Annotated in this window: 11 protein-coding genes; 8 read left to right on the forward strand and 3 right to left on the reverse strand. The window is 46.4% G+C overall.

The features are described from left to right. The first annotated feature begins 80 nt into the window (after nucleotides 1–80). Nucleotides 81–713: a rhomboid family intramembrane serine protease gene (locus ACT6R0_RS17650; RefSeq protein WP_444655214.1), complete on the forward strand. Its 633-nt coding sequence runs from the start codon at nucleotides 81–83 to the stop codon at nucleotides 711–713. Between the two features lie 52 nt (nucleotides 714–765). Continuing rightward, on the forward strand, nucleotides 766–1455 hold the full coding sequence (locus tag ACT6R0_RS17655; RefSeq protein WP_444655212.1) for an SIMPL domain-containing protein: 690 nt from the start codon (nucleotides 766–768) through the stop codon (nucleotides 1453–1455). 91 nt (nucleotides 1456–1546) lie between these two features. On the opposite strand, the gene ACT6R0_RS17660 is transcribed toward ACT6R0_RS17655, so the two are convergent. The 3 genes from ACT6R0_RS17660 to ACT6R0_RS17670 all read right to left on the reverse strand — a co-directional run bounded on the left by ACT6R0_RS17660 (nucleotide 1547) and on the right by ACT6R0_RS17670 (nucleotide 4677). Further along, entirely contained in the window at nucleotides 1547–1912 is a 366-nt protein-coding gene (locus ACT6R0_RS17660) for a hypothetical protein (RefSeq protein ID WP_444655211.1), read from the reverse strand. A gap of 95 nt (nucleotides 1913–2007) precedes the next feature. Then, nucleotides 2008–3333 carry a sensor histidine kinase gene (locus tag ACT6R0_RS17665; protein ID WP_444655210.1) on the reverse strand — a complete coding sequence of 442 codons (1326 nt, stop codon included), beginning with the start codon at nucleotides 3331–3333 and terminating at the stop codon, nucleotides 2008–2010. A gap of 6 nt (nucleotides 3334–3339) precedes the next feature. Continuing rightward, a complete protein-coding gene (locus ACT6R0_RS17670; protein WP_444655208.1) occupies nucleotides 3340–4677 on the reverse strand; it encodes a sigma-54-dependent transcriptional regulator in 1338 nt (445 codons plus the stop codon). A gap of 142 nt (nucleotides 4678–4819) precedes the next feature. Between ACT6R0_RS17670 and ACT6R0_RS17675 the strand changes: the two genes are divergently transcribed. From ACT6R0_RS17675 to ACT6R0_RS17700, 6 genes are all read left to right on the forward strand, one after another. Then, a complete protein-coding gene (locus ACT6R0_RS17675) occupies nucleotides 4820–6061 on the forward strand; it encodes an efflux RND transporter periplasmic adaptor subunit (protein WP_444655207.1) in 1242 nt (413 codons plus the stop codon). 5 nt (nucleotides 6062–6066) lie between these two features. After that, a complete protein-coding gene (locus ACT6R0_RS17680; RefSeq protein WP_444655206.1) occupies nucleotides 6067–6495 on the forward strand; it encodes a hypothetical protein in 429 nt (142 codons plus the stop codon). Nucleotides 6496–6564: 69 nt separating this feature from the next. Next, on the forward strand, nucleotides 6565–7998 hold the full coding sequence (locus ACT6R0_RS17685; RefSeq protein WP_444655204.1) for a S41 family peptidase: 1434 nt from the start codon (nucleotides 6565–6567) through the stop codon (nucleotides 7996–7998). Between the two features lie 30 nt (nucleotides 7999–8028). Beyond that, nucleotides 8029–8733, forward strand: coding sequence for an ABC transporter ATP-binding protein (locus ACT6R0_RS17690; protein WP_444655203.1), 705 nt, complete (start codon nucleotides 8029–8031; stop codon nucleotides 8731–8733). A 53-nt stretch (nucleotides 8734–8786) separates the two neighbouring features. Continuing rightward, complete coding sequence (locus ACT6R0_RS17695) at nucleotides 8787–11201, forward strand: ABC transporter permease (protein ID WP_444655201.1); 2415 nt, start codon at nucleotides 8787–8789, stop codon at nucleotides 11199–11201. 2 nt (nucleotides 11202–11203) lie between these two features. Continuing rightward, on the forward strand, nucleotides 11204–13630 hold the full coding sequence (locus tag ACT6R0_RS17700) for an FtsX-like permease family protein (protein WP_444655200.1): 2427 nt from the start codon (nucleotides 11204–11206) through the stop codon (nucleotides 13628–13630). Nucleotides 13631–13696: the final 66 nt, after the last annotated feature.

The raw sequence follows: 13696 nt of genomic DNA on the forward strand, positions 1-13696 counted from the left end.
TATTCCCGACTTAAAGTTTGTAAGATAATTAACGCACAGTTTGCGCGCAATAACTAATTTTACAATTTCTATACAAAACAATGGATACAGATCTGGTATTGATAGCGGTGATAGCCATCAACGCGATAGTGAGTTATAAAGGTTTTAACGACGAAGCTTTCAAGAGAAAGTACCTGTTCCATATTGGTGCTATCAGGGCAGGTGAGCAGTACCGGATGTTCACTTCTGCTTTCCTCCATGCTGACATGACCCACCTGATCTTTAATATGATCACGCTGTTTTTCTTTGCCCCCTGGGTCATAGGCGCATTAGGGACCGTAGGTTTTTTAATAGTATATTTTGTCAGCCTTTTCGCGGGCAACCTGCTCACGCTTTATTTCCATAAAAATGAATACCATTACTCCGCGCTCGGAGCATCAGGTGCGGTGGTTGGGGTGGTGTTTTCTGCTATCCTGATATATCCGGAAATGAAGATCAATTTCTTTATTCCCGGATATCTCTATGGCATCTTTTACCTACTGTTCTCCATTTATGGCATGAAGGTTAAGAGGGACAACATCGGGCATACCGCACACTTTGGTGGGGCTATTGGCGGGTATGCCATTACCCTTTCAAGAATGCCGGAAATTTTTCAGCATAATACGTTTGTAGTCATTGTGTTGGCGGTACCCATCATCATTTTGTTCGTAATGGCGAAGATGGGCAAGCTATAATTGGCACGTAATTTGAAATCTGAACAATAATCAAAATCAAAAAATAAATATCATGAAAAGAATTGCACTTGTATTGTTCGCCACCGTAAGCATGATGGCCAACGCCCAGACCCTTCAGGAGAAACAGATCCCGCAGATCAATGTATCGGGCGAGGGAAAAGTATATGTAACCCCCGATGAGGCGGTAATAACCATTGGCGTAGAGAACACAGGTTCTGATGCCAATGATGTAAAGAAAAAGAACGATGCGGCTATCGATGCAATCATCAAATACCTGAAAGGGGCGAAAGTGCCTGAGAAGGACTACCAGACCAAAAGGGTAAGCCTGAACAGGAACTATGATTACGATAAAAAGAAATACAGCTTTGTAGCTAGCCAGCAGATCGTTATCCACCTGAAGGACCTTTCTAAATACGATGCCCTAATGATGGGTGTAGTAGATGCCGGTGCCAACAACATCAACGGTGTAGAGTTCCGTACGTCAAAGCAGGCCCAGTATGACAGCGAAGCAAGGGTTTTAGCTATAGCCAATGCTAAAAAGAAAGCCGGGGATTATGCGGGCGCGTTGGGACAGGCTGTAGGTAAAGCCCTATTAGTTACCGATAACACACAAACCTATTACCCTGTACCAATGATGCGTGCCGAGTTTAAAACGATGGCCGACGGTGCTCCCATGGAAACGCTTGCAGTAGGTGAGATCGTAGTTACAGCGAACGTGAACATTAGCTATGAACTGAAATAATAGCAACATAAAATAATTTAGGGAGCTTCGGCTCCCTTTTTTTTATGTTCATTGCGAATATCAAATACGATCAATCGTTATTCCTGTGGGATTAGTTGTTATTAGCAATGTTGACCTTAATGGTAATTACAACGGTATGGTGGCTGTTTACCTCGATAGAGCATGCGCCGCTTTGCAGGGCATCAACAAGAGACTGAGAAAAGTTTTCGATCTCAAACGGATGGCTGATCTCCGGTATGTCGGCATATATGAAAACAGTGGTCGTGTCAGCGCCTTGAATTGGGGTATTTATAGCACTGCCGGCCTCAAGCAGCCCTTCATATATCAGCAGCCCTGAATCTATGGCGCCAGCGAAATCCGTTGGTGTCCAGTGGTCGCAGTTAAGCGCTATGTCGTCAGATCTGTCAAGGGTATATTTTAAGACAACGCTGTGGGTAGGGGATGTATTTGTGTCCATGGGTACTATTTTAATGTTTAACCTTAAAGGTACTCCAAAAAATAAAAGCACTGTGTTATAGTTATTTTAAATGTCGGTTACGGGCATTGCATTAATTATAAAAGGCTGATAATAAATGTGGCCCCGCTACCCTCATTCTTAAAGCTGAGGTAGCCGCCGTGTGCTTCAATAATGTTCTTGGACAGGGTCAGGCCAATGCCCGCGCCATCGGGCCTGGTGGTAAAGAACGGCAGGAATATCTTATCCTCGATCTCTTTATCGATACCCAGTCCTGTATCGCTTATAGTAACGAAGGTACGGTTGTTCTTCACTTCAGCAGCAATGGTTATCTCTTTCCTGTCGCTGCCCTCGAGAGCATACATGCTGTTGGTGAGGAGGTTAATGAGCGCCTGCTCCATTTGCCTGGCATCGGCCATGATCCATCGGTTCTGGGTGGCATCATTATTTACTGTTATGCCCGCTTTTTTGAAAATGGGGGCCATCACGGCGAGCGAACTGTCCAGCAGGCTTTTCAGCTCCACCCTTTTTTTGTCGGGTGATGGTAGCATAGCCAATTTGCGGTAGCTTTCTATGAAGCTTTGCAGGTGGTCGCTGCGGTGTATCATGGTGTGTACGCTTTCGCGAATGTCTTCCATGTCCTCGCGGCTCAGGGTATCCTGTGCTACGAGCTCATTCATGTTCTGCGTTAGGGAACGTATCGGGGTAATGGAGTTCATCAGCTCGTGCGATATTACCTTCATGAGGTTGATCCACGCGTCCTTTTCTTTTTTGGCTACTACCTTTTGTATGGAGTCGAGCATCACAATGTAATATTCCTGCCCAAAGGTGGTGCTTCGCGACGTTTGCAGCATGTAGGTCTGGCTCTCCCCACCGCCCAGGCTTATCTGTACCGATGTCCTGAGATCCCTGAAATCGCGTTCCTCGATAATGTTGCAAAGCGCAGGCAATTGGTTTTGGAGGTATTTCCATTTGGAGACCTTTGGCGTACTGAAATGGTCCGAAAAATGATCGTTCATCAGGAATATGGCCCATTCATCGCCGTTCTTATTAAGGATAAGTACACTCGTTTCGATGGTATTAAGGATAGTGCGGTATACCAGGTCTTTGGTAGCCTGCTCATTTTGGCGTTCCTTGAGGGTGTCATACAGGCGTAAAAGGTTTTTATAATTGTCGAAATTGCTATGCCTTGAAAAATCGGCTGAAAAATCGTTATTTAATATGGCCGAAAGCACCTTGTCGTAAAACAGATAGGTATTCTTTATGAAAGAGAATAACTCGGCCAACAGCAGTACGGTAACAAGGAGGCAGAAGAAGGCTGTATAGGGCAGCCCCAGTGCCAGTGAATAAATGCCAATGCCTGCTGCCGTCATGATGAGGAGCAGCCTGATAAAAAAGAGCTGGTATATTTTTAAGGACTTCATGTATTTTTATTTCATGTCATATTTTTCCATCCTCCTGTAGAGTGCCGCGCGCGAGAGGCCAAGTTCTTCAGCCGTTTTGCTGATGTTGTTGCCGTGTTTTTGCAGCGCGCGTTCTATGGCGGTCCTTTCCATGTCCGATAATTGGATATCCTGCGAAACTTCGGTTTCAATGATGATATCGAGGTCGAGGTCGGAAACATTGATCATACCGTTATCAGACAGTATCACGGCGCGCTCTATACGGTTCTCCATCTCGCGGATATTTCCGTTCCAGGCATGCTTTTCGATTTGGTTTAGCGCATCGGGTGCAAAAACAAGGGTATCGCGTTCGTATTTACCGGCCATGGCATCGAGTAAGAACTGTGCCAGCGGGGCCAAATCCTCACGGCGCTCCCGTAGTGGCGGCAGGAGTATCTCCATGGTATTGATGCGGTAGTACAGGTCTTCCCTGAACTCGCGTGCTGCCGTAAGCGCTTTCAGGCTTGCATTTGTAGCGGTGATGATGCGCACATCTACCGGGCGGGCCTTTGCTTCGCCAAGCCTGGTCACCTGCTTATTTTGTATCACCTGCAGCAGCTTGGATTGCAGGTGTAGCGGCACGTTGCCTATCTCATCGAGAAATATGGTACCCTTATCTGCCAGTTCAAAGCGCCCGGGCGTATCGGCCTTTGCATCGGTAAACGCGCCACGGGCATAGCCGAACAGCTCGCTCTCAAAAATATTCTCGTTCAGTGCACCGAGATCTACGTGTACGAAAGGCTGTGCGGCCCGCTGTGATCTTTGGTGGATGTGCCGCGCCATGGCTGATTTTCCTGTCCCATTTTCGCCCAGTATAAGCACATTGGCATCGGTGGCGGCTACTTTTTCTGCCAGTGAGTAGGCGCGTTTTATGGCAGGCGACCCTCCTATGAAAACCGACTCTTTCGGCTTAGCCTGTTCCTGTTTGCGTTCGCGCCTGCTTTCAGCGACAGCCTGCTTTACGGTGGCTATGAGCTTGTCGTTGTCCCACGGCTTCAGTATGTAGTCGAATGCGCCCAGTTTTAATCCTTCCACAGCAGTTTCCACTTTACCAAAGGCGGTCATCAGGATCACTACCGTAGTTGGCGAAAAGGCTTTTATCTCTTTCAGCAGGTAAATGCCTTCGCGGCCATCTTCAAAACCTATCCTATAGTTCATGTCCATGAGCAACACATCGATCCTGTTTTCTGACAGCAGGGCAAGCGCTTTTTTAGGGTCGGCAAGGGTATGTATCTCCTCAAAATGCTTCTTTAAAACCATTTTTGCGGCAAAAAGGATGTCTTCTTTATCATCTATTACCAATATGCCGGCTTGTGTTTTTTTCATGGAGTGTACAGTTTCGGACGAACACTGTCCGAAAACGGACATAATGCAATCCTCATGGTTTTAGGTAGCTTTTGTATTTCAGTTGGTTATAGTTTTTAAATGCGTGGCACGAATTTGCATTATCGTATACCAAACAAATGCAATGGACACCAACATCAATCGTAAAAGTAAAAAAAATAAATATCTGCTGCTGGCAGCGCCGGTTTTTTTGTTCCTGTGCTACTTTGGCTATTCGGCAGCGACCAAAAAAAGGAGCCTTACCGTAAAAAAAGGCGAGATAACCGTTAAGACCGTAGAGAGCGATTACTTTGAGGACTTCATTGTATTCCAGGCCAAGGCAGAGCCACTGAACTCGATGCTGCTGAACGTGATCGAGGGCGGTTCTATACAGGAAATATTCGTAGGCAATGGCGACCATGTAGAAAAAGGCCAACCCCTGGCGAGGCTGTATAACCCGAACACCGAATTAGGGTATGTAACGCAGGAAACCTCGATCATTGAGCAGATAAATAACCTTAACAAAGCCAAACTCGACCTGCGCAACCAGGAGCTGGGCATGATGAAGGACCTTGTGGCGATAGAACACGATTATGTAGATGCCAAAAATTTATATGACCTTAATGAGAAGTTGTACAGCCAGGAGATACTGTCTAAAAATGAATGGGAGAAAACACAGGAGAACTTCCGCTTCCAGAAAGAAAGGAAAAACATTATCCAGCAGAGCATCCAGAGGGAAAAGCAAGCCAACCGGATACAGATCGCGCAGATATCAGGATCGCAGGCCATCATGTACAAAAGCCTCGACATACTGCGCACCAACAAAAAGAATTTTTTAGTTACCGCGCCACTTGCAGGCAGGCTTACTTCTTTTGAGCCCGTGTTGGGTAAAAGCTACCAGGCGGGGGAAAGCATTGGAAAAATAGACGTGATGAAAGGCTACAAGCTTGTGGCTGAGGTGGATGAATATTACCTTCCGCGTGTAAGCGAGAACCAAAAGGGCAAAGTAGACTTTAAGGGGGAAATGATCGATGTGGTGGTAACCAAAGTGATCCCCGAGATACGCAGTGGCCGCTTTACCGTGGAACTGAATTTTAAAGGAGATAAAGAACTCTCATTGCAGCAGGGCCTTAGCTTCAGCGTTAGGCTAATGCTTTCTGAAAAGCAAAAAACGCTGGTACTGCCAAAAGGGAGGTTCAACGAGGAGACCGCAGGCAAATGGATATTTGTGGTAAATGGCGACAAAGCCGAACGCCGCGAGATAAAGCTGGGGCGTGAAAACCCGCTGTACCACGAAGTGCTGGGCGGGCTAAAGCAGGGCGACAGGGTAGTGACATCATCGTATGCGAACTATAAGGAAACAGAAATTTTAAACTTTGAAGAATAGCAGTTATGTACAAATTCATTTTAGTAGTAGTGATCACAATTGTGTCGGTATTCAGATCCATGGCACAGGAGCGGGTGGCGATCCATTCATCAGGGACGTATTTTGTACAGCCCGTAAAAGACAAGAAATGGAAAAACGTGAACGGCGAAGACTTTACAGAGGCTACATACAAATTTTACAGCGGGCTCACCTACATCACCATAACCTCCGCACAGGATACTGAAATTGAGCTGGATTATACCCTAACGGTAAAAAAGGGTGAGCTGCAAATGGAAGTGACGGACGATGAGGGTAAGGAATTGTTCGTCAAGTCGGTCACCGTTTCGCAAAACGGTACGGTACGGCTGAAGCTGTCGGGAGGCACAATTTACAAGGTTAATTTCCGCGGGAAGGATACATCGGGGTCGTACAAAGCACGATGGAAGCAGATGTAGGAGTTCGATCATCAATCAAATCAATCAAAATAAAATCAATCATCAATCAAAAAACGAATTTAACACAACATGAAAAAGGCCATTTTGATCACTTTGCTTTTTTTAGGAGCAACCATTTATGCCCAGGACTGCTCCTGTACCGACAACTTTAACTGGGTAAAGAAAACTTTTGAGGAGAACGACGCCGGTTTTAAATTCGCCTTGGACAGGAAAGGTGAAGCTGCCTACCAAAAGCACAATGAGGCATTCGCCGAAAAAGTAAAAGCTATTACAAGTACGGATGACTGCCTGTACGCGCTTTATGACTGGCTGAAGTTTTTCCGCAGTGGCCACATCGATATTGATATGGTGCGCGATAATACACAGCAGGCACCTGTTCAGCCTGTAGCCGAGGCAAAACCCAACTGGGAAAAGTACAAAGGCACTGACAAACAGTTAAAAAAGTACCTTGCAGGAATTAAGCAGGACGGCTACGAAGGTATCTGGAAAAGTGAGCCTTATACCATTGCAATTTTGAAGCAAGGTACAGGCTATATTGGGTTTATCCTTGATGGGGGAAATACAGTTTGGCAGAAGAACCAGATCAAGCTGAGGCTGGATACCGATGGTAAAAAAATGGGCGGCGTGTATTACCTGCGCAACTATTCGGAATACAAGCTGGACGATGTAAAAATGATCGGAAACAACACGATCTCACTCGGCGGTTTTACGCTGAAGAGGGATGATCCAAAGTTGCAGGATACACCCCAGGTAAAAAGCTACCTTGAGCTTATAAATACCAATGGCCCCATAATGCAGCAATATTCCGATAAAACGCTGGTGCTCCGGATACCTTCGTTCGATGGGAGTAATAAAAAAGCGATCGACAGCGTGATCGCAGCTAACAGCGACAAGATATTGAAAACCAAAAACCTTGTTGTGGATATCCGTTATAACGGTGGCGGATCGGACGGAAGTTATGCAGAGATCATTCCGTTCCTGTATACCAACCCGATACGGGTAGTGGCCACGCAGTTCCTGTCTACTCCGCTCAACAATGCCCGCATGCAGGAATATCTTGCCGAAGAGGGGATATCGGAAGAAGAAAAAACGGAGGTAAATGTAATGATAAAAAGGCTGAATGATAACATGGGCGGATATGTAGGCTGGAATGACGAAACGGTATATGTTCAAAAACTTGATACCGTACATCCTTTTCCAAAAAATGTCGCAATTTTGATAAACCAAGGCAATGGCAGTACGAGCGAACAGTTTTTGTTGGCCGCAAAACAAAGCAGCAAGACCAAGTTGTTTGGCACTACAACAGCAGGAGTACTGGATATTTCGAACATGCACTCCGTTACTTCGCCGTGTGGCATCATATTGAGGTATTGCCTTTCGAGATCGCTGCGCATCCCTGATATGGCAATAGATGACAAAGGCATTCAGCCTGACTACTATCTTGATGCTGAAATACCACAGCACCAGTGGGTACAGTATGCCGAAGACAGTTTTGAGAAATAACAACTATAAATAATAAAACGACATAAAGACATGATTAAGATAGAAAACCTTTCAAAAACATTCCGTACGGAAGAAGTGGAGACCAAAGCGCTGAACTCGGTTACGCTGGAAATAAAACAGGGCGAATTTGTAACAGTAATGGGCGCTTCGGGCTGCGGCAAGTCGACGCTGCTCAATATAGTGGGCCTTTTGGATAGCGCTTCGGGCGGAAGCTACAAGCTGTCGGGCCAGGAGATCGTTGGGATAAAGGAAACCGAAAGGGCGAAGATACGCAAGGAGAACATTGGCTTTGTGTTCCAGAACTTTAACCTTATTGATGAGCTTTCGGTATACGATAACATCGAGCTTCCGCTAATATACAATAAAGTGCCCGCGGGCGAACGCAAAAAGAAGGTGGAAGCCATTGCCGAAAGGCTGGCCATATCACACAGGCTGAAGCACTATCCGCAACAGCTATCGGGAGGGCAGCAGCAACGGGCCGCCGTGGCAAGGGCCCTGGTAACCAACCCGAAGATAATACTGGCCGATGAGCCTACAGGGAACCTGGACAGCAAGAACGGCAACGAGGTAATGGAGCTGCTTACCGACCTGCATGCCAACGGCGCGACGATATTAATGGTAACGCACTCTGACTATGATGCTTCGTTCTCGCAACGTACCATCATCATGAAAGACGGCATGATCATGAGCGAAAGGCAGAACAGCAGGAACGTAGACGTGCTGGTGACCAATTAACAGCAAAGTTCGATCATCATTCAAAATCAATCACAAATTAAAAACGATCAACCATGTTAAAGAACTGGCTGAAGATATATTTATACAACACCAAGAACAACCTGTTCTTTACTTCGCTCAACATATTGGGGCTGAGTATAGGCGTGGCGGGACTGGTGTTCAGTATCCTGTACTGGAACGACGAGCACAGCTATAACCAATGGAATCCGGAGAAGGACGTAGTTTTTGCCATGTCTACCGATCTTGGGCAGGACAGGATATGGTCGCACAATGTATACCCTCTGTCCAGGTACATAAAGGATGTTCCGGAAGTGGAGCAATATTGCTATTTCAACGAGTGGTACTATTATGAAATGGTACACTATGGGCAAAAAAAGCAGCAGATAAACATACTCGACGCGCAGGCGAATTTCTTTGATCTTTTCCCTTTTGAATTTGTTCAGGGAAGTATTGGAAAAGGGCTTCCCGATAACAGGAGCATCGCGCTGGAGGAAAAGGTGGCTAAAAACCTTTTCGGGAATGAAAAAGCAGTGGGTAAAGAGGTACGCTATTCCGGGAGGAAGCTTATAGTACGCTGCGTGTACCGCATTCCGGGGAAATCGTCGTTTGAGCCTGATGCAGTGACCAACCTGATGGAGGAGACAAGGCTGAAGGGCAATGAGGACCAGTGGGGCAATTTTAATTTCGGCCTTATGCTAAAGCTGAAATCGCCGGATGATGCCGAAGCAGTTACCCAAAAGATAGACAATATCTATATGGATAACCGTACCAAACCAAATGCTAAACATGCAGGGGTATCGATTCAGGATTATATTAAAAAGGAAGGTACGATGAAGGCTATACTTGAACCACTTTCCACCCTAAGGCTGCGATCTGTTGTGAGCGGTATGCCCGAAGGCAGGGGCAACTACCAGTTCCTGCTCATCATGTCGGGGCTGTCGGTGCTCATCCTGGTACTTTCAGTTGTAAATTATGTGAACCTTGCTACCGCCAACGCCATTAGACGGGCCAAAGAAGTAGGTATACGCAAAATACTTGGCGCCTCAAAAGGCAACATTGTAAAACAATTTATTTTTGAGACCATCCTGACGGCATTGGTCGCCATTATTTTGTCGCTTGTCATTGTAGAACTGGCATTGCCGTACTACAATGAATTTCTGGACAAGTCGCTCGAACTGAGCAGCGGCCAGTTTTACATACAATTGATAGTGATATTTTTCATCGTGGTGATCGTTGCCGGCATTTTCCCGGCGGTGTATGTTGCCAACTTTGAGGCCCTTAAAGTACTTAAAGGAAACTTTGGCCGCAGCAAAAGCGGGGCATGGCTGCGCAACGGTATGCTCATCCTGCAATTTGCGATCGCGGCATTCTTCATTACGGGTTCCTACATTGTATATGAACAGGTACGATTCACGAGTAATAAAGACCTTGGCCTTAAAGGCGACCAGGTAATAGAGATATTCTACAGGATACCGCAAAATGACGATCCTGTAGTAATGTACAGCCATTACGAGACCTTGAAGCAGGAACTTAGCAAGATAAAAGGTGTAGAGGGAGTGTCAGGCGGTGCATTTTCACTTGGCAGCAGTTCCCATTCATCATCGGGTTTTGATTATAAAGACCAGCTGGTACAGGCCCAAAACATTGCAGTAGATTTTGACATGCTCGACATGATACAGGTTAAAATGGCACAGGGAAGGCAGCTTTCAGAAAAAATAGCATCGGACACCATTGATACCATGCTCATTAATGAAACGGCAATGAAGATGATGAAGGAGAATGACCCGGTGGGAAAAATAGTGGACTGGAATGAGCAAAAGCTGAAAGTTGTCGGCGTAGTAAAAGACTTCCACCTCTATGGCCCGCATGTAGAGATACCACCAATGGCTTTTTTCCATTTTAAGACTATTGACTGGATGGTATACAACCTGAACGAAGTATACATAAAGGTGTCGGCAGATGATATGGAGCAGACCATAGCCGATATTGAAAAGTTCTGGACATCGAAAGTAGATCCTGAGTACCCGTTCAGCTATGAGTTCGTGAATAAAAATTACGAGAAAAGCTACGAATCATATGTGAAGCAAAGGAACCTGTTCTCGCTCCTGAATTTCGTGGTGATACTGATAGCGCTCTTCGGTTTGTTCGCCCTGGCATCATATAGCATACAGCGCCGCATGAAGGACATTGCCATACGCAAGACCCTTGGCGCAGAGACCAGTGCCCTGCTGAAAGAACTGTCATTGCAGTATGTGTTGTTTTGCATCGTTGGGTTCATAGTGGCCTTTGTGCCGGCATGGATGCTACTGGATATGTGGCTGGATAATTTCGCTTACAGGATAGAGATGTCGGTAGTGCCGTTCATTATCGGCTTTGTCGTGCTAATGGCCCTTACACTGGCGGTTGTGCTGTCAAGGGCTTATGTGGCTACAAGGGTAGATGTACTAACTTATCTTAAATACGAATAGCCATGGTAAAGAACTGGTTAAAGGTATACTTATACCATGTAAAGGCTAACAAGCTGTTCAGCGCGCTGAATGTGCTAGGCATAAGCCTTGGTATCGCAGGACTGATATTCGCCATATTGTACTGGAACGACGAGCAAAGCTATAATACCTGGAATCCCGGTAAGGAACACATCTTCTTTTCGGTTTCCGACCTTGGGGAAGATAAAGTGTGGGGTTCCAGCTCTGATGCTTTGGGAAATGCCCTTAGCACGATACCCGAGGTAAAGAGCCACTGCTACATGTCAGGCTGGTACAACAGCAACATACTTAAGAGCGATGGCAAAAAGGTCATGGCCGAAAAAGTGGTAGACGCTCAGGCTACATTTTTTGAGTTTTTTCCATTTCCATTTGTGAAAGGGGATCCCAAAAAAGCCCTTAGCCCAACGTCCATCGCTATAAGCGACCAACTTGCAATAAAGCTGTTCGGTACTGCCGATGTGCTTGGGAGAGAAGTAACATATGAAGACAAACCGTTCACCATAACCGGTGTATATCAAATTACAGGCAAGTCGTCGTACATGCCCGACATGGTAACCAATCGCATTGACGCGAAGCTTAAGGAGAATGAAAATAATTGGGGCAACTTCAGGTTCGCACTGTTCATGAAGCTGGCCCGCCCGGAAGATGCCTCATCGGTCGAAAAAAAGATCGAGGCGCTGTATTTGGAGAACGATACCAAAAGGAACGCGCAAAACGGCGGGATATCGGTAGAGGAGTATATCAAAAGGTTCGGTTCGATAAATGTATATTTAGAACAGCTGAAAGATATCAGGCTGCACACCCATGCCGGCGATGTACCTGAAAGCAAGGGCAATTACCAGCTGCTGCTGATCATGGTGGGGCTATCCGTACTGATCCTTATCATGTCGATAGCCAATTATGTGAATCTGGCGACTGCCAATGCCATAAAGCGGGCGAAGGAAGTAGGCGTACGCAAAGTGCTTGGGGCATCTAAACGCGATGTGGTAACCCAATTCGTGTTCGAGTCGATGGTAACCACCTTTTTTGCCATACTCATAGCATTGGTAGTGGTTGAGGTATCACTGCCGTATTATAACGAGTTCCTCCGCAAAAGCCTTGTCATGGAAAGCAGCTATTTCCTGTTGCAACTGGTTGGTGTTTTTATTGCAGTGGTTCTCGTGGCAGGGGTATTCCCGGCGGCTTATGTGTCAGGTTTTAAAGAGGTGCAGGTATTGCGCGGAACCATTGGCAGCAGCAAAAAAGGGATCTGGCTTCGTAATGCCATGCTGGTGGGGCAGTTTGCCATAGCATCGTTCTTCATCATAGGATCGTATGTGGTATACAGCCAGGTAAACCACCTGATCACTAAAGATCCCGGCTTTAAGGCCGATCAGGTGATATCGGTATATTACCGCAACCCCTATGATTTTAAGGTGCCCGGATTTAAAAAGATAGTGGCGAACAAGTATATGAACATCAAACACAGGCTGCTTGCCATAAAAGGAGTGGAGATGGTATCGGCCAATACAGCCGGAGTGGGCGAGGGGACGAGCTTTTATACCAGCTATGGCTATAATGGCCAGTTTTATTCGATGCAGAACATGGTGACCGACTACAATCTGCTGGAAATGCTTGAGGTGGAAATGAAGGAGGGTCGCACTCTGTCACCGAAATTCGCAGAGGATACCATTAGTTCGGTAATACTGAATGAGGCCGCGGTAAAATTCATGGGTATCAAAGACCCGATGAATTCCTATGTAGAATGGCAGGATGGCATCAAGTTCAAGATAATTGGGGTTACAAAAGATTTCCATATCAACGGACCGCAGGAAAAGATAATGCCTGTCATAATTTATCATTACAAAACGGTGGACTGGATGCTGCAAAACGCCCACAACATCTACATAAAGATCGACCCGCAGCATACCGAAGCTGCCATAGCCGCTATAGAAAAGCTTTGGCGTGAGGAGATAGACCCCGACTTTCCGTTCACGTACGACTTTATCAACAAGAATTTTAAGCGTACCTACCACAGCTATGTGCAGCAGCGCAACCTGTTCTCGCTGCTCAATGTGGTGGTGATCGTGATAGCGCTGTTCGGGTTGTTCGCCCTGGCATCGTTCAACATAGAGCGCCGCATGAAGGAGATCGCCATACGCAAGACCCTGGGTGCCGAAACAGCTACGCTTTTAAAAGAGCTTTCACAGCAGTACGTGGTGTTTTGCATTGTTGGTTTTGCCATAGCGTTCGTGCCGGCCTGGCTGCTGCTGGATATGTGGCTCGACAATTTTGCATACAGGCTGCCGGTGTCGTGGCTGCCGTTCGCGGTGAGCTTCTGCGCGCTGATGGCCCTTACGCTGGTGGTAGTGCTGTCTAAGACCTATGCCGCTACAAGGGTCGAGGTGCTGAAATACCTTAAGTACGAATAAGGATCTGAAGTTAGTTAATAATACCGGCTGTGGGGCAGGAGTACCCACAGCCTTAACGGAATGTGC

Source organism: Flavobacterium sp., assembly GCF_052437795.1.
Lineage (GTDB): Bacteria > Bacteroidota > Bacteroidia > Flavobacteriales > Flavobacteriaceae > Flavobacterium.